The sequence below is a fragment of the Erwinia sp. INIA01 genome (assembly GCF_025947915.1).
Lineage (GTDB): Bacteria > Pseudomonadota > Gammaproteobacteria > Enterobacterales > Enterobacteriaceae > Erwinia > Erwinia coffeiphila.
Genome location: NZ_JAPDNC010000001.1, coordinates 410,283 through 427,297, shown reverse-complemented (window position 1 = coordinate 427,297; position 17,015 = coordinate 410,283). Strand labels below are relative to the sequence as shown.

Below are 17,015 nucleotides of genomic sequence, written 5' to 3'. Positions count from 1 at the left end.
TTACAGGGGTAAATAAGACCGATGGCATCACTCAACCAGGGTGACCCAGTTAGCGCCTTTGCCGGTGGGATAGCGGCCAAGCAGCGTCAGTGCGCCGGTGGATGAATTGATGGCATACAGCGACAGCTGCTCCGATTTCTGCCCGGACTCAATCAGGAAGCGGCCGCTGTTATCGATGGCAAAGCCGCGCGGCTGTGCTTCGGTTTTAATGCTTTGCAGCCGGGTCAGATGACCATCACCGGCATCGACCGAGAACGACGTCAGCGTGCTGCTGGTGCGCTCGGTGGAGTAGAGAAAGCGACCGTCCGGCGTCAGATGAATATCCGCCTGCCAGATGCGCGGTTTGTGCGACGGCGGCAGGTCGTCATCGCCGGTCAGCGGGCGCGCTTCGCCGCGCTGCATATCCTCATCCGGCGAGATGGACGACACGTCTTCGTGCGCCGTCGCGCGGCCTGCATCGTCCAGGGTGACGCGGGTGATATTGCCCGCCATCTCGTTCAGGATGTACATATTGCGCTGTCCCTGCTTATCGCGCAGTGGGGCGATAACAAAGTGACGCGGCCCGGTTGCGGCCTCGTGCTGGATATTGATAAACGGCGGATCGAGCGGCGTGACTTTCCCGGTTGCGCCGTCAAAGCGGTACTGCAACAGCTGGTCAGTTCCAAGCTGGGTGACGTACAGATGGCGGTTTTCCGCATCCACCTGTACCGCATGGGCGCGCTTGCCGGTGTGGACCACCTGTACCGGCTTCTCCACCACGTTGCCTGCGCTGTCGATCGCGTTGATGCTGAACAGATCGCCGCCGAACGAGGCGCTGAGCAGGTAGTGCCCCTGTCTGTCGGTAGACAGATAAGCCATGCTCTCCGGCAGTGGGGTTTCGCTGGCTTTCAGCAGTGTGCCGTCGGGCTGAATACGATAAGCCACGACGCGATACGGTTTGCTGCGTACCGAGACGTAGAGCATTTTCTTATCCGGCGACACGACGGACGACATCGCTTTTTCCCCGGCGGGGAAGGTGCCCGTTGATTCGAGCGCCGGTTTGGTTTTATCCAGCTTATAGCCGGTTACCGTGCCGCTCGCGGCGTTAGACACATACACCAGGCTCTGCGCCTGGGCGCTGGCTGCGGCGCAGGAGAAGGCCAACAGCATGGCTGCATACAAAGGTTTGTTCATTGGGGGTTCCTTGCCTGTTTTTGTAGGGTACAGCTCAGGAGTTACCAGCGGGTGCTGAACACCTCACACAGCTCCGCGACCGCCGCCTGGCTCAGCGGTTCCGGTTTATCGGCAGAAAGCAGCCACAGGCGGGCAGTTTCTTCCAGCTCCTCCAGCGCGGCGGTGGCGGTGGCCACGCTTTTGCCCCAGATAACCGGTCCGAGGCGCTCCAGCATCACGCCACGCACTTCCAGCGCCAGGCGAGCCACCTGCTCGGCGACGTCCGCTGCGCCGGGGCGCTGGTAGCGGATCAACGGGATGCGGCCCACTTTCATCACCTGATACGGCGTGATGGGGGGCAAAATGCTTTCCTGCTGCCAGACGCTCGCCAGCGTCAGGCCCACCAGATGGGTAGAGTGGGTATGAACCACCGCTCCCGCCTCCGCGTTACGATCATAAACCTGGCGATGCAGCTGCAGGGTTTTCGACGGTTTATCCCCGGACACCCACTCACCGCTGGTGCTGACCTTGGCAATCTTTGCCGGGTCAAGGCGGCCCAGGCAGGCATCCGTTGGTGTAATCAGCCAGCCGTCTTCCAGGCGGGCGCTGATGTTGCCGGCGGTGCCGACGGTGTAGCCGCGCTGAAACAGGTTGGCACCGGCCCAGCAGATCTCTTCGCGAAGTTGGTTTTCATTACTCATAATCATTCCCTGCAAAATGGATTAACGGTCGGTCGTCAGCGGTTTACCCAGCTGGCCGTCGGTTTTCAGATCCAGCGGTTCCACTTTCCCCATGATGAACAGGAAGTTGAATGCGCCGAACAGACAGATACCCCCGGCAACCAGCAGCGGTATCACAAAGGAGCCGTGGCTCAGCGTCAGCATCAGACCGGTGAACGATGCGGTGACGATGCCTGCCAGGTTTCCGGCGAAGTTCTGGATGCCGCCCAGCGTGCCCACGTAGCCGGAAGACGGTGCCACATCGGCCGGTAACGTCCAGATATTGGCAGCGGTAAAGGCCAGACCGGCATAGGTCAGCGAGAACAGCACCAGAATCACCGTAATGCTGTTGGTGAAGGCGGCGAAGGCGATAACCGAGGAGAGCAGCATCCCGGCAATCAGACAGGTTTTACGTGCGGTGGTCAGCGAGAAGCCCTTGCGGTACAGCCAGTCAGAACAGACGCCGCCGAGCAGACTACCCGGGATACCCATCAGTGCCGGGATCGCGCCCAGCGTACCCAGCTCTTTCAGCGAAAAGCCGTGCGCGATGGTCAGATAAGTCGGGAACCAGGTGACGAAGAAGTAGGTGGCAAAGTTCATGCAGAAGAAGCCAATCATCATGCCCCACACGGTGCGGTAGCGGAACAGCGCTTTGATGCTGACTTTCTCGCTCTTGTCCACCACGTGTACGCTGCGATCTTCCAGCAGGTTCTGGCGCTCCTGCTCGTTCAGCCCCTTCATATCTTCCGGTTCGCGGTAAAAGGCCAGCCAGATAACCATCCAGATCAGGCCAATCGCGCCGGTGACGATAAACGACGTTTCCCAGTTCCAGGTGCTGATCAGCCAGGCGACCAGCGGCAGAGCGATGGCGCTACCGGCACGCGGGCCCGCATCGAAGATACCGCTGGCGGTGGCGCGTTCTTTCTTGGCAAACCAGGAATACACCACTTTGGCACAGCCCGGATAGCCGCCGGATTCCCCGATGCCCAGCAGCAGACGTGCGCCAAACAGCGAGGCAAAACCGCGACCGAAGGCGGTAAAGACGGTAAACATCGACCACCAGCCGACGGCGATAGCCAGACCGGCACGAGCCCCCAGGCGGTCAATCAGACGACCGGCCGGGATCTGCATCAGGGCATAGGTCCAGAAGAAAGCGCCGAGGATCAGGCCCATACTGGTATCATCCAGTCCGAGGTCGGCTTTGATGTGCGGCGCGGCGATGGCCAGGTTAATGCGGTCTATGTAGTTGATGGCGATAGCAAAAAAGCAAAATGTTATCATCAGCCAACGGATCTTTGGGTATCTACGCATGGTGAATTCCTTTATTATCTTGATGTTATTTGACCTGGCGTGCGCACGCGGGTAAGTCGTTTGTTACAGATTAATTGTTATCGCCTGGTGATAAAATACCGGTATCTGATAACATGTCGTTAAAAGTAAGCGATTACAAAATACAGTCAAGCCAAAAGTAAGCGCTTTCAAAATGAATCGTCAGTTGTCTGCAAATTTTGTGGACGAGGTCACTAATTTCAGTCTGGAGTTCTAACATGTCCGATAAGTCCCTTCTGCCTGGCCGCGTGTCGCTGGAAGATGTCGCAAAGCGATCCGGCGTATCGACCGCAACCGTCTCCCGCGTGCTGAACGGCAGCACCACGGTCAAAGCGGCACGGCGCGAGGCGGTAGAACGCGCCTGTGAGGAACTGGGATATGTGATCAATCGGGCGGCGCGCACTCTGGCCTCGCGCCGCAGCATGACCATCGGTGCCGTGGTGCCGACGCTGGCGACGGAAACCTTCTCGCGCCCGCTGGCTACCTTTCAGCAGAAAATTCACCAGTCCGGCTACACGCTGCTGCTGGCCAACTCTGATTTTGACCCGGATACCGAGCTGAAAGAGGTGAACAAGCTGGTGGAGTACGGTATCGATGCGCTGATGCTGGTGGGTAACTCACACCATCCCCGCCTGTGGGAGCGCATTGAGCAGCAGAATATCCCCTGTATCCAGACTTTTTCGGTGGACCAGCGCTATCCCAGCGTCGGCTATGACAACGAACAGGCGGCGGAAGAGCTGACCACGCACCTGCTGGGGCTGGGGCATCAGCGTTTTGCGGTGATTGTTGGTACGCCACCGTCGAACGATCGCGTTTCCGATCGTATCAGCGGCACCCGGCAGGCGCTGGCTAAGGCCGGGCTGGCGCTGGCGGAGGAGAATCTGGTGAACAGCGCGTTCACCATGAACGATGCGCGGCAGGCGATGTTCCGTCTGCTGGACGGCCCGACGCCGCCGACGGCGGTGATCTGCGGGAATGACCTGCTGGCGTTTGGCGCGATGCGCGGGGCGGCGGAGCGCTATCTGCGCATCCCGAACGATATTTCCATCACCGGCTTTAACGACTATGAGTATTCAGAGCATCTGGAGCACCCGCTGACCACCATGCGGGTGGAGCTGGACCGCATCGGCGAGCATGCGGCCGACTATCTGCTGGCCGCGCTGAATGGCGAAGAGGCCCCGCGCCAGACGCTGCTGAAGCCGGAGCTGATCGTGCGCAGCAGCACTGGATCGGCCCCGCGCCAGCCGCGCTGAGCGGCTTTCGTTACAGGGCCGCAGAGCACCCGGAACAGGTGTGTCCGTGAGTTACTTTCCGCGCTGAGCTACTCCCGCCAGCTTAACCCCGAGGCCTCGAAGATACGGCGGGCCTCGGCGGAGCGCAGAAATGCCAGCAGCAGCGCGGCATCTTCAGGCTGCTCAGCCTCCCTGAATACCCCGGCGGAGAACGATAGAGTTTTCTCTGCCCCCGGCGGCAGCGGGCCGATAATCTCAATCCCCTCCACGGTCAGCAGCTCGCTGATCTGCTGCACGGCGATATCCGCCTGACCCTCCACCAGCAACCGGGCGGTAAAGCCCTCGGGGATGGTGGTGGCCCGCCGGTTAACCTCGTCGGCGATGCCCAGATTTTCCAGCAGCTGCCGGAAGTAGATGCCGCTGGCCCCGGCCAGTGAATAGCCGACGGAGCGCGCGTTCAGCAGCGCCTCTTTTAGCGCCGCCACGCTGCTGATATCCGGATGCGGCGTGCCGGGCAGGGTAGCGAGGCCAATCTGCGAATCCACCAGCTCAATCCGGCTTGCCGCACGCACCTCGCCTGCGGCTATCAGCCGGTCCAGCGCATCGACGGTGACAATTACCGCATCGGCACGCTGCCCGGCGGCGATGTTTTTTTCAATCACCACCGTTGGCCCCCACGCGATATCCAGCGTAATGTCGGGATACTGCTGCTGCCACAGCGGCAGCAGCCGGTCAACAGCGGCGCGGATGGCCAGCACGCTAAATACGCGCAGCGTTGTTTTCTCGGTCATGGTCTGACTCCTGGTTTTCACAGTTTGCGCAGATAGCTGTCATCCAGCTCGCCCGGTGTGCGAACGCCCAGCAGCGCCAGATCGCGGTCGATTTCATCACGCAGAATGCCCATGGCGTGCTCCACACCTGCCTGCCCGGCAACCACCGTCGCGTAAAGGAAAGGGCGACCGAGGAATACGAAGTCTGCCCCCAGCGCCATTGCCTTCATCACGTCGGTGCCGCGCCGGATGCCGCTGTCGATAATCACCTTCATATCGCCTTTTGCCGCCGCAATTTCCGCCAGCGTATACAGGGGCGGGATGGTGTGGTCGAGCTGACGCCCGCCGTGATTCGATAGGATGACCGCATCCGCGCCGAGATCGCGGGCGATAAACGCATCCTGCGGCGACATCAGTCCCTTAATCACCAGGTTACCGCGCCATTTTTTGCGAATGGCCTCGACGTTTTTCCAGCACAGCTTGTCGCGGGCGTTGGTGTTGCGCACCTTACTGGACATCATCGGCGGGCCGCGTTCGGCATCGGTGTTTTCAAAATGCGGCGCGCCGTGGCGCAGGAAGGTTTGCGCCACCGTACCCAGCAGCCAGCGCGGGTTCATCGCGCTTTCAAACGCCACCTTTGGGGTGATTTTGATCGGCATACTGAAGCCGCTACGGGTGTTGTGCTCGCGGTTGCCGAGCATCGGCGTATCGCCGGTCACCACCAGCGTCTGATACCCGGCAGCCTCCACGCGGTCCACCAGCCGGTCGATGCGCGGCTGATCCCCGGCCAGATAGGCCTGGAACCAGGCGTCCGGGTTGGCGGCGTGCACGTCTTCCAGCTTCACCAGCGACGAGGCGCTGAGGATCATCGGCACGTTCATGCTGCGGGCGGCGCGGGCGAGGGCGATATCGGCCTGATATGCCACGAAGGACGCACCGCCCAGCGGGGCCACGCCGAACGGGTGCTGATAGCGGTGGCCAAACAGATTCACCGACTGGTCGCGGCCGGAAACGTCGCGGAACATGCGCGGGATAAATTTAAAACGCTGATAGGCATCAAAATTTCCGGCAATGCCCTGGCCGGTTTCCACCCCGCCCGCCACGTACTGATAAATCATATTCGGCAGGCGGCGGCGCGCGTGGCGCTCAAAGTCATCCAGCGCCAGCAGATCGCGAAACTGGCGCGGCAGCTTTTTTGCCACGGACGGGCTGACCGCCGCGCTGTGCGGAACGGCAGCGGTCGGGAGAGATGATGAGTTTGCAGGCGTTGTCATAGGGCGTTCTCACTGTCCATTTTTAGCGTTGTTGCCGGGCCAGGTGGCAGAGCAACCTGTTGCGTGGGGTATTAATTTTTGTAAGCGCTTTCAATTTTGCTGCCTTGCACATAAAATTTCAACACCGTACGAGCGATGCCAACCTGTTTTTATGTGATCGGTATCACTTTACAGAAACAATTGTAAGCCCTTACATTAAGACTGTACCCCGACAGACTGGAGTTGAAATGACATCGCGAATTGTTTTACTGCATGCCACCCCGGTGGCCATGGAGCCGATCCACACCGCCTTCGCCGAAATCTGGCCGCAGGCGGAAACCATCAATCTGCTGGATGACGGCCTGTCGATTGACCGCGCCCGCAGCCAGGAGCTCACCGAAGCGATGATCGATCGTTTTGTGCGCCTGGGTGAATACGCAGCGGATATGCAGGCCGACGGCATTCTGATCACCTGCTCGGCGTTTGGCCCGGCGATTGACCGGCTGGCGGAAAAACTGACCATTCCGGTACTGCGTCCGAACGAGGCGATGTTCCGCCAGGCCATCGCGCAGGGCAGCGATATCGGCATGCTGGCCACCTTTGGCCCGGCGGTGGAAACCATGACCGCAGAATTTGACGAGTACGTGGCGCGCACCGGTTCGACCGCGCGGCTGACCACCGTGCTGGTGCCGGAGGCCATCGATCTGCTGAAAAAAGGCGATGCGCAGAGCCATAACCGGCTGGTGGCCGCACGTGCCGCTGAGCTGGCGCACTGCGACGTGATTATGCTGGCGCACTTTTCCACCTCGCGTGCCGCCGCCGCCGTCCGCGAGCAGGTCAGCATTCCGGTGCTGACCGCGCCGCACGCCGCTGCCAGCCTGATGAAGGCCAGCGTAACCGACACCGGGGAGGAGTAAATCATGCTGATTGGAGTGATTGCCGACGATTTTACCGGTGCCAGCGATATTGCCGTGACGCTGTCCAAGGGTCTGGAAGGGGAAGGCGGGCTGCGCACCACGCAGTATCTTGGCGTGCCGTCGGTGCAAGCCGATGCCTCGGTCGAGGCGGGCGTTATCGCGCTGAAAAGCCGCTCGCTGCCGGTGGAAGAGGCGGTGGCGCAGTCGCTGGCCGCCTGCCGCTGGCTGCAGGAACAGGGCTGCGAGCAGATAATCTTTAAATACTGCTCCACCTTCGATTCCACCGACGAGGGGAATATCGGGCCGGTGACCGACGCGCTGGCGGCGCACCTGGAAGCGCAGAGTGTGGTGATGTGCCCGGCGTTTCCGGCGATGGGCCGTACGCTGTATCAGGGGCATCTGTTTGTGCACGACAAGCCGCTGAACGAATCCGGCATGCAACACCATCCGCTGACGCCGATGACCGATGCCGATCTGCGCCGGGTGCTGGCGCGGCAGTCGCAAAACCGCGTCGGGCATATTGGCTGGCAAACGGTCAGCGCGGGCAGCGAGGCAGTACAGGCCGCGCTGGTCGCTCAGGCAGAAGAGGGCAGGGTACTGGTCATTGTCGATGCCATCAGCAATGACGATCTCACCATTATCGGCAGCGCCTGCCGGGGAGCCGTGCTGGTGACCGGCGGGTCGGGGATTGCCCGGGCGCTGCCGCATAACTTTATTGCTGACGGGCGGGCGAAGGGGCAGCGCGCGGGCGTGCCGCAGGTGAGCGGCGCGGAAGCGATCCTCGTCGGCAGCTGTTCCGGTGCCACGCGCGGGCAGATCGCCGAGCATGAAAAGCAGCATCCTGTGCTGATGATTGACGTGAAAGAGGTGTTGAGCGGCGCAACGGGTCCGCAGCAGCTGGTGGACTTTATTCAGGCGCATCAGGGCCAGGCTCCGCTGGTCTATTCTTCCGGCGATCCGGAAACGGTACGCCAGCTACAGCAGGAATACGGCCGCGAAAAGATTGCCGAAGCGCTGGATACGCTGTTTGGCCTGACGGCACGGCAGCTGGTAGCCGAAGGCGTACGGCGGCTGGTGGTGGGCGGTGGCGAAACCTCAGGGGCGGTGGTCAGCGCGCTGGATCTTGATGCCTTGACCATTGGTCAGGAGATCGATACCGGCGTTCCGGCGATGGTGTCCGGCGGCGAGCGGCCGATTGCCCTGGCGCTGAAATCAGGCAACTTCGGCGGCAGAGACTTTTTCGCCCGGGCGCTGAAAACGCTGTAACGCCACAGAAACGGAGTAGTCAGCTCTCTGCTCCGTTTCTGCTATATGTATTTTTGTTATTAAATATTAATTTTAATTATTTTTAGGAATTAAAACTGCCTGATAGCGTAAATTTTCTACTAATAACATAATGAAAAGTGGGAAAATTTATGGCGTTCAAAATCAGTCGCGTGGCTGCTGTATTACTTGCCCTGGGAACTCTCACCAATGTGGCAGCAGCAGAGCAGGCGCTCTCTCTGCAAGGCAAAACCATCGGTATCGCCGTGGTCGGCACCCAGCACTTCTGGGATCGTGAGGCCTATAAAGGCGCCACGGAAGAGGTGGAAAAACTGGGTGGTAAGGTAGTGGGTGTTGACGGCGGCCGCGATAACCAGGTGCATGCGGATAACCACGACATCCTGCGCGCGCGTAAGGTGGATGCGGTGATCAGCATCCTCGGCGACAGCTCGGTTGAGCCAAAATTCAAAGCGCTGCGTGATGCCAACATCCCGGTATTTACCGTCGATCACGTCTCGCCGTATTCGGTAAACAACACCACTTCAGATAACTACAGCCTCGGTAGTACCATTGGCCGCTATACGGCGGATGCGCTGGGTGGCAAAGGCACCGTGGCGGTATTCAACGCCTTCTCGAACTCGCTGCGCATCTGCGGCATCCGCTACGATCAGTGGAAATATGTGCTGCAGGACTATCCGGGTATTAAGATCCTCCAGCCGGAGCTGGCCGAGCAGTTCGCCAATTCCCCGGAAGATGCACGTAAGAAAACCCTCGAACTGCTGAGCCAGCATCCGAAAGGCTCGCTGGATGCCATCCACGTTGCCTGCTGGGATCAGCCGGCCATCGGTATCGTGCAGGCGCTGGAAGAAACCGGCCGCGACAAAGACGTGAAAGTCACCGCGATTGATGCCGGTCCGGACACGCTGGAAATCATGGCCGAGAAAGACAGCCCGTTCGTGGCCAACGTCGCACAGCAGCCACGCCTGATCGGCACCACCTCCGCCGATAATGTCGCCCGCTACTTCGGCGGCGCGAAGCTGCTGCCGCAGACATTCGTACCGGTGCTGCCGGTACAGGGACCGGAAGAGGCAAAGGCGGTCTACAAACAGCTGGGCTACGGCGATCTGAAGGAGTAATCGCGGCGTGACTCAGTCTCTGCACAAGGCCGCCCCGGGCGGCCTGTTTATGCAGCACATCCGCAAAACCTTTGCCGGTGTGACTGCCCTCGACGGGGTTGAACTTCACGTTCACCCCGGTGAAATTCATGGCCTGATCGGTGAGAACGGCGCGGGGAAATCCACGCTGATTAAGATCCTGGCGGGGGTGTATGCCCCGGACAGCGGCGATATCAGCGTCGGGGGCCGACGGCTGGCCAGCGTGACCCCGGCGGCGGTGCAGCAGGAAGGCATCCGCTTTATCCACCAGGAGCTGCATCTGATCCCCCACTTCACTGTGGCGGAGTCGGTGTTTATCGGTCAGGAGCGCTGTCATCGCCTGGGGCGGCTCGATCGCCGGGCGATGCGTGCGGACAGCGAAAAATTCTTTCGTGAGGTGCTGAATATCCGGCTGGACGGCAACCGCCTGATCCGCGACCTGTCGCAGGCCGAGCTGAAGCTGGTGCAGATTGCCCGCGCGCTGATCGACGGTGAAGCCCGGCTGGTGGTGTTCGACGAACCTACCGCGCCGCTGGAAGCGAGGGAAGCGGCACTGCTGTTTGCGGCTATCAGGGCGCTGAAAGCGCGCGGTATTGCAATTATCTACGTCTCCCACTACCTGAATGAGATCACCCAGATTTGTGACCGCGTGACGGTGCTGCGCAATGGTAAACAGGTTGCCACGCTGGACGAGGTCAACGCCGATGACATCGATCGCCTGATTGAGCTGATGGTGGGCCGCGAACTGACCACGCTGTTTGCGCCACCGGCGGAAAAACCGCCGTCAACCACGCCGTGGCTGTCGCTGGAAAACCTCGGCAGCGATGCGTTTCGCCACATCAATTTCCAGCTGGCACCGGGCGAAATTGTCGGCATTGCCGGGCTATCCGGCTCAGGGCGCGAGCAGCTGATCGATGCGCTGTACGGCCTGTATCCGCTGCGCCAGGGCACGCTGCGTATTGCCGGTAAGGCCGTGCGGTTGCGCTCCCCGGTGCAGGCGATTGCCGAGGGGATTGCGCTGGTGCCTCGCGATCGCCGCCATCACGGGCTGATCCAGCCGCTGTCGGTGGCCGACAACATCAATATTGCCTCGCCGGGCAGCCTGTCGCGTTTCGGCTGGGAGCTGAAAGAAAAGGCGCGGCAGAACGCACTGGCGCTGGCGGAAAAGCTGGATATTCGCCCGCGCAACGTGCGCCAGGCGGTACGCTTCCTCAGCGGCGGCAACCAGCAGAAGGTGATTCTGGCCCGCTGGCTGAACAGCCACAGCCAGCTGTTTATCCTTGATGAGCCGACGCTGGGCGTTGACGTTGGTGCGCGCGCCGAAATCTACCATCTGACCCGGCAGCTGGCCGATAAAGGGCGCTGCGTGCTGGTCTCCTCCAGCGATGCCAGCGAGCTGATTGGCCTTTGCGATCGCCTGCTGGTGATGCGCCGTGGCGAAATCGTGGCCGAAGTGCCTACCCATAATCTGACCCAGGACGGGCTGCTGGCGCTGACCAGCGGCGGCAGTGAACAGGAAACCCCGTAATGAGCGATCTCTCTCAGCCAGGCCTGCGGCGCAGGCTGGCCTTTCCCATCGATAAAATTCCGTTGCTGCTGTTTGCCGCGCTGCTGGTGTTCTTCTGCTTCCAGGCACCGTGGTTCCTCAGCTGGCAGAACGCCAGCGTGATCCTGAAACAGACCGCGCCGCTGGCCATTCTCTGCTTTGGCCTGGCCTGCGTGATTATCGGCGGCGGTGATGATGTGGTTTCCGGCGGCATCGATCTGTCGCTGCCGGCCATTTCGGTGCTGGCGGTGGCGATAATCAGTATCGGCGTACAGATCGAAGCGAATATCTTTCTGCTGGCGCTGCTTGCGGTCGCCGCCGCGCTGCTGGCCGGGCTGGTGAATGCACTGATGGTGGTAAGGGTGGGCCTGCCGCCGCTGCTGGCAACGCTGGCCAGTTCGGTGGCGATCGTCGGCCTGACCAACTATCTGACCCGCCAGCGCCGTATCAGCATTGACGCGCCGTGGCTGGTGGCCTTCCGCGACGGAACGCTGCTGGGTCTGCCGTGGGCGGTGTGGTTTATGCTGGCGGTGTTTGTACTGTACCAGTTTGTGGTGCATCACAGCCGCTGGGGGCAGCATCTGCAGGCCAGCGGCGGCAGCCGGGAAGCCGCCGAGCTGGCCGGGCTGCCGGTGAACGCATTAATACTGCGTTCCTATCTGCTGGCGGCGGCTGCCGCCGCGCTGGCCGCGCTGACGCTGCTGGCACGGGGTTCCGGCAGTTCGCCCGGTGCCGAAGAGCCGCTGCTGCTGGAAATGGTGCTGGCGACCTTTATCGGCACCGCGTTTTCCCGCCGCCGGGTGGTTACCGTGTGGGGCGCGCTGCTGGGGGCGCTGCTGGTCAATGCGCTCTCCAACGGGCTGGCGCTGATGCGGGTGGATATTTTCTGGGTGGGGACGGTGAAGGGCGTGCTGATCCTGATGGTCCTGGCCGCCGCGGCCGTGCAGCGTCGGGGGCAGCCATGAGCAAATCAACACAGGTATTAACCGCGCGCACCGCCTCTCAGGGCGGCAGCCTGCTTTCACTGCTGGCCCGCTACGGATTCCAGCTGATCCTGCTGCTGTTTATCCTGTTTTTCGCCCTCAACAGCCCGGTATTTTTAACCGCGGATAACCTGGCCAACATCCTGCAGGGGAACGCCATTCTGCTGATCGTCGCGCTGGCGATGACGCTGGTGGTGATTTCGGGCGGCATCGATCTGTCGGTGGGCGTGGCGCTGGACTTCGGTGCGGCGTTTGCGCTGGTGGCGCTGAAAACCTGGGGCTGGCCGTGGCAGGGGGCGGTGCTGGCCGCACTGGCCGGAGGGGCGCTGGTCGGTCTGGTGAATGCCATTCTGATCCTCGGTTTCCGGGTGAAGCCGTTTCTGGCTACGCTGGGCACCTGGTTTATCGGCAGCAGCCTTGAGCGGGTGCTGACCGACGGCGGCGGGCCGATTGCCTATCGCCGCATGGCCGCCGAATACCATGAGATCGCGGTCGGTTCGCTGTGGGGCATCGCCATTCCGGTAGTGATTGCCGTGGCGCTGATGCTGATCTGCTATCTGCTGCTGGAGCGCACGCTGTTCGGCAAGCACATCCACGCCGTGGGCCTCAACCCGGTCGCCTCACTGAATGCCGGGGTGAACGTTAAGCGCAACCTGCTGTGGGTGCTGATCGCCAGTTCTGTGCTGTGCGCCATCGGCGGGATTATTCTGTCCGCGAACCTGCGGCAGTTCAGCCCGCTGGCCGGGCAGTCCTATCTGCTGGACGCCATCGCGGCGGTGTTTATCGGCACCGCATTCCATGCGCAGGGCAGGCCGAACGTGCCCGGAACGCTGGTGGGCGTGCTGTTCCTCGGCCTGGTGGCCAACGGTCTGAACCTGATGGGGCTGGATTTTATTCTGAAAGACGCACTGAACGGTCTGGTGCTGCTGGTGGCGCTGGTGCTCTCCTTCTGGCAGGGCAGGCTGCGACAGTCGCAACAGTGGCGAAAAAAGGAGGCGGCATGAGCCAGTTTGACGCGGTATTTGTCGGGTTAACCACGCTGGATATCGCCGGACGGCCCATTCGCGGCATTCCGTCCGGCGGCGGTGTGGAGTTTATTGAACAGATCCGCCTGAGCCCGGCGGGCACCGCCTGCGGGGCGGTAATGAACGCTGCCAAGCTGGGCATTCACACCGCCGTTGCGGCCTGCCTCGGCGACGATGAGAAAGGGGATTTTATCGCCGGGGTCTGGCGGCGGCTGGGCATTGACGGCTCGCTTATCCAGCGCACCCAGGCCAGCGAAACCTCGGCGACGATTCTGGCGATCCGCCCCAACGGCGAACGCCCGGCGCTGCACTGTCGCGGCGCGTCGGACCATCTGTTTATCGACGAGGCGGATTTCCCCCGGGTGTGCAATGCGCGTTTTCTGCACCTCGGCGGCAGCGGCCTGCTGGCGGCGATGGATAACGGCCAGAGCGCGAAACTGCTGGCCTGGGCGCATCAGCACGGCGTGACGACCAGCTTCGATCTGATTGCGCCAAATGAACAGACGCTGGATCTGCTGACGCCGATGCTGCCGTATATTGACTACTTTATGCCGTCGATGGAGGAGGCCGCGCAGATTTCCGGGCAGCAGGAGCCTGAGGACATCGCCCGCTTCTTCCTCGATCGCGGCGTAGGTACCTGTATCTTTAAGGACGGCGCGCGGGGATCGTGGGTGTTTGGCCGTGGCGGCCAGCTGCGCATTCCGGCCTGGCAGGTCAGGGTGGTGGATACCACCGGCTGCGGCGACAGCTACTGCGGCGGCTTTATTGCCGGGCTGGCGAAGGGGCTGGATGTTGAACAGGCCTGTCGGGTCGGCAGCGCGGTGGCCTCGCTGGTCGCCAGCGGCCTGGGTTCGGATGCGGGCGTGGTGGACTGGGAAACCACCCGGGCCTTTATGGCCACCACGCCCACCCTGCCATTATCAGGCTGACGGCCAGCGATAGTGCAGGGGTTCGCCGCTGAGGAAGCGTTGTAAATCAGCGGCGATCATCGCGGTGTGCTTCACCAGCGTTTCCCCGGTCGCTCCGGCGATATGCGGGGTGATCACCACGTTATCAAACTCGGTAATAAACGGATGATCGCGCCAGATCGGTTCGCTGGCGAACACGTCCAGCGCCGCTCCGGCAATGCGTTTTTCACGCAGTGCGACAATCAGATCCTCTTCGACGACCACCGCCGCGCGTGAGGTGTTAATCAGCCGCGCTTCCGGCTTCATCAGCCCCAGCAGGCGCTGGTCAATCAGTCCGGTGGTCTGCGGCGTTACCGTCAGATGCAGGCTGACGTAGTCGGACCCGGCAAACAGCTCCTCCAGCGTGGCTTTGCGCACACCCGGTTCGTCAATATCCTCTGCCGCCACGCGCGGATCGGCCACCAGCAGCGACATGCCGAACGCCCGCGCCAGGCGACCGACACGCTGGCCGATGCTGCCGTAGCCCACCAGACCCAGCGTTTTATTGCGCAGTTCGCCGCCCTTGAACACCTCGTACGGGCTGGATTTATCCACGTCCCACACCACGTCCTGGCGCAGCCCCTGCTGAGTGGCGTTGCTGCCCTGGATGGCGCGGGTAAATTCGCCGCGCTTCAGCGCGCCGTGCGCCTGCGGGATATGCCGCGCCAGGCTGAGCATCAGTCCCAGCGTCAGCTCGGCTGCGGCATCGGCATTGCGCCCCGGGGTGTAAAGTACCGGAATATTGCGTGCCGCCGCCGCCTTCAGATCGACGTTAACCGGATTGGCGCGGGTGCAGGCAATCAGCTTCAGCTGCGGGCAGGCGTCAATCACCCGGGCGGTAATGTCGTCGTAGCTGACAATCAGCACATCGGCGTCCTGGCCGCGGGCAATCAGGGCGTCTTCGCTCAGTTTGCTGTCGCCCGACGCCCAGCCGGTCACCACCAGATCGCCGTACTGGCGGAAGGCATCAAGGGAACCGGCATACTCGGCGGTAAAGAGAATTTTCATAAATCGGCTGAATCCTGTGCAAGTTGAGTTAAGGCGTCATCCCGCGCCTGCCAGACCGGCAGCAGCTGTTCGCGCAGCTGGCGGAAGACCGGGAACAGGCGCTGATACTGAATATGCGATCGCGCATCCGGGTGCCAGATCTGGCGATCCCCCGGCTGTAGCGACTCGGCGCTGACCGGCTGACCGAGCGCCATGGCCGCCAGGATCGCCGCACCGCGCGCGCCGGGTTCACTCTGCGGGCTGACGATCACCCGGCGGCCGGTGCAGTCGGCGATAATCTGTAGCCAGAACGGCGACGCCGTACCGCCTCCGGCCAGATAAAGATCGCCGCCCGGCGGGTAGTCGCTGAGCACGTCGGTAATCGCCCACGCCAGCCCCTCAAAGACCGCACGCAGCAGGTGCGCGTTGGTGGTGTCCTGGCTGATGCCGAAGAAACCGGCGCGGGCAACCGGGCTGTAAAACGGTGCGCGCTCGCCGTTGAGGTACGGCTGATAAAACACGCCGCCGCTGCCGGGGGAGAGGGCGCTGATTTCTGCGCCCAGCTCGCTGAAGCTGCGGTTGGCGGCCAGATGGCTGATGGCCCAGTCGAGGTTCGGCGTGCCCGACTGCATGGCGAACAGATTCAGGAACTGACCCTGCCAGGCGTGGCTGACAAAGCGGGTTTTGCGGCTGACCTGAGTCAGATCGTGACAGACGATGCCGGTACAGCAGGTGGTGCCCAGCAGGGTGAAGACGTCGCCGTCGTGCACCGCACCAATGCCGAGCGCGCAGGCGGAAACGTCCAGCGCCCCTGCAGCGACCGGCGTACCGGCGGGCAGCCCGGTGGCGGCTGCGGCGGCGGTACTCAGCTCCCCGGCCAGATCGTGCGGGGCCAGCAGCGGCGGGAACAGCGGGCGCAGGTTTTCAATGCCCAGCTCGCTCAGGACCGCATCGGAATGCGTACCCTGATGCAGATCCAGCAACGAGGTGCCGGCATCGGTCCGTTCCAGGTTGGCGCGGCCGGTCAGGCGAAAACGGATCCAGTCCTTGGCGAAGAAAAACCACTGTGCGTCATTAAGCCGCTCCGGCTGATGCTGCTGCAGCCAGCGCAGCTGCAGGCTGCTGTTGCAGGGCAGCAGGCGACTGCCGCACAGCTCAAACAGCTTGTCTTCCAGCCCGTCACGCGCGGAGAGTTCGCGAATGGAGGACGCGGCGCGAGTATCGCTCCAGAGCAGCGCATCGCGCAGCGGCTGGCCCTGTTTATCAATCAGCCATGCCCCTTCGCCCTGGCCGGACAGCCCGATAGCGCGCAGCGTCCCTTTTGTCAGCAGCGGCGATGCGGAGAGCGTTTTCAGCGTGCTGACCACGTTCTGCCACAGCGCCTCCATCTGCTGCTCCTGGTGACCGGGGGCGGGGGTCAGCGTACGGTTGCTGACGGAGGCGACTTCCAGCTGGTTAAAGCGGGCATCAAACAGCACCGACTTGGTTTTAGAGGTGCCAACATCAATGCCGATAAAGTAATCCATAATGCAGCCTTTTTACGGTAAGCCATTCAGCCTGCGGGCAAAAAGCAGTGCCGATCGCGACGCTTCGCAGAAATTTTCTCCATTATTGCCACAGGTTTTCAGAACTCGAAAGACGCAATCAGGCTCCAAATATTCCCTTTGGTTATAAGCCATATCTTTTCAGTCGTTTCCAATAGTTTCCCTGCTGCTTAATATCACCAGGCAATTAGTGC

At 61.8% G+C, this 17,015-nt stretch carries 15 protein-coding genes; 8 read left to right on the top strand and 7 right to left on the bottom strand.

Annotated elements, in window-relative coordinates:
* Positions 1–27 precede the first annotated feature (27 nt).
* From OMR58_RS01910 to OMR58_RS01900, 3 genes are read right to left on the bottom strand one after another with little or no spacing between them, the layout of a single operon-like run.
* On the bottom strand, positions 28–1,173 hold the full coding sequence (locus OMR58_RS01910; RefSeq protein WP_264545014.1) for a lactonase family protein: 1,146 nt from the start codon (positions 1,171–1,173) through the stop codon (positions 28–30).
* A gap of 41 nt (positions 1,174–1,214) precedes the next feature.
* Positions 1,215–1,853 carry a 3-oxo-tetronate 4-phosphate decarboxylase gene (gene otnC, locus OMR58_RS01905; protein WP_264545013.1) on the bottom strand — a complete coding sequence of 213 codons (639 nt, stop codon included), beginning with the start codon at positions 1,851–1,853 and terminating at the stop codon, positions 1,215–1,217.
* A 21-nt stretch (positions 1,854–1,874) separates the two neighbouring features.
* Entirely contained in the window at positions 1,875–3,182 is a 1,308-nt protein-coding gene (locus OMR58_RS01900) for an MFS transporter (RefSeq protein WP_105591667.1), read from the bottom strand.
* Positions 3,183–3,418: 236 nt separating this feature from the next.
* Between OMR58_RS01900 and OMR58_RS01895 the strand changes: the two genes are divergently transcribed.
* Entirely contained in the window at positions 3,419–4,453 is a 1,035-nt protein-coding gene (locus OMR58_RS01895; protein WP_264545012.1) for a LacI family DNA-binding transcriptional regulator, read from the top strand.
* Between the two features lie 68 nt (positions 4,454–4,521).
* Here OMR58_RS01895 and OMR58_RS01890 read toward each other — a convergent pair whose 3' ends face one another.
* Both OMR58_RS01890 and OMR58_RS01885 read right to left on the bottom strand, forming a co-directional pair.
* Positions 4,522–5,223 carry a molybdate ABC transporter substrate-binding protein gene (locus OMR58_RS01890; protein WP_200559249.1) on the bottom strand — a complete coding sequence of 234 codons (702 nt, stop codon included), beginning with the start codon at positions 5,221–5,223 and terminating at the stop codon, positions 4,522–4,524.
* Positions 5,224–5,240: 17 nt separating this feature from the next.
* Complete coding sequence (locus OMR58_RS01885) at positions 5,241–6,476, bottom strand: alpha-hydroxy acid oxidase (protein ID WP_200545021.1); 1,236 nt, start codon at positions 6,474–6,476, stop codon at positions 5,241–5,243.
* 227 nt (positions 6,477–6,703) lie between these two features.
* On the opposite strand from OMR58_RS01885, the gene OMR58_RS01880 reads away from it, so the two are divergent.
* The 7 genes from OMR58_RS01880 to OMR58_RS01850 all read left to right on the top strand — a co-directional run bounded on the left by OMR58_RS01880 (position 6,704) and on the right by OMR58_RS01850 (position 14,272).
* Positions 6,704–7,372: an aspartate/glutamate racemase family protein gene (locus tag OMR58_RS01880; protein ID WP_264545011.1), complete on the top strand. Its 669-nt coding sequence runs from the start codon at positions 6,704–6,706 to the stop codon at positions 7,370–7,372.
* A gap of 3 nt (positions 7,373–7,375) precedes the next feature.
* Positions 7,376–8,638, top strand: coding sequence for a 3-oxo-tetronate kinase (otnK, locus tag OMR58_RS01875; protein ID WP_264545010.1), 1,263 nt, complete (start codon positions 7,376–7,378; stop codon positions 8,636–8,638).
* A 149-nt stretch (positions 8,639–8,787) separates the two neighbouring features.
* The gene (locus tag OMR58_RS01870) at positions 8,788–9,771 is read left to right on the top strand and encodes a sugar ABC transporter substrate-binding protein (RefSeq protein ID WP_264545009.1); all 984 of its coding nucleotides are present in this window, start codon (positions 8,788–8,790) and stop codon (positions 9,769–9,771) included.
* A 49-nt stretch (positions 9,772–9,820) separates the two neighbouring features.
* Positions 9,821–11,317, top strand: a complete 1,497-nt coding sequence (locus OMR58_RS01865) for a sugar ABC transporter ATP-binding protein (RefSeq protein WP_264545146.1) — start codon at positions 9,821–9,823, stop codon at positions 11,315–11,317.
* Positions 11,317–12,300, top strand: a complete 984-nt coding sequence (locus tag OMR58_RS01860) for an ABC transporter permease (RefSeq protein ID WP_200559245.1) — start codon at positions 11,317–11,319, stop codon at positions 12,298–12,300. Before OMR58_RS01865 ends, OMR58_RS01860 begins: the two co-directional genes overlap by 1 nt.
* Positions 12,297–13,322: an ABC transporter permease gene (locus tag OMR58_RS01855; protein ID WP_200559244.1), complete on the top strand. Its 1,026-nt coding sequence runs from the start codon at positions 12,297–12,299 to the stop codon at positions 13,320–13,322. The genes OMR58_RS01860 and OMR58_RS01855 overlap by 4 nt, the downstream gene beginning before the upstream one ends.
* Positions 13,319–14,272, top strand: a complete 954-nt coding sequence (locus tag OMR58_RS01850) for a carbohydrate kinase family protein (RefSeq protein ID WP_264545008.1) — start codon at positions 13,319–13,321, stop codon at positions 14,270–14,272. The genes OMR58_RS01855 and OMR58_RS01850 overlap by 4 nt, the downstream gene beginning before the upstream one ends.
* On the opposite strand, the gene OMR58_RS01845 is transcribed toward OMR58_RS01850, so the two are convergent.
* A complete protein-coding gene (locus OMR58_RS01845) occupies positions 14,264–15,298 on the bottom strand; it encodes a 2-hydroxyacid dehydrogenase (RefSeq protein WP_264545007.1) in 1,035 nt (344 codons plus the stop codon). The two genes, OMR58_RS01850 and OMR58_RS01845, sit on opposite strands and share 9 nt — an antisense overlap.
* Positions 15,295–16,803 (bottom strand): FGGY-family carbohydrate kinase, encoded by a 1,509-nt coding sequence (locus OMR58_RS01840; protein WP_264545006.1) that lies wholly within the window; start codon positions 16,801–16,803, stop codon positions 15,295–15,297. The genes OMR58_RS01845 and OMR58_RS01840 overlap by 4 nt, the downstream gene beginning before the upstream one ends.
* Positions 16,804–17,015 lie beyond the last annotated feature (212 nt).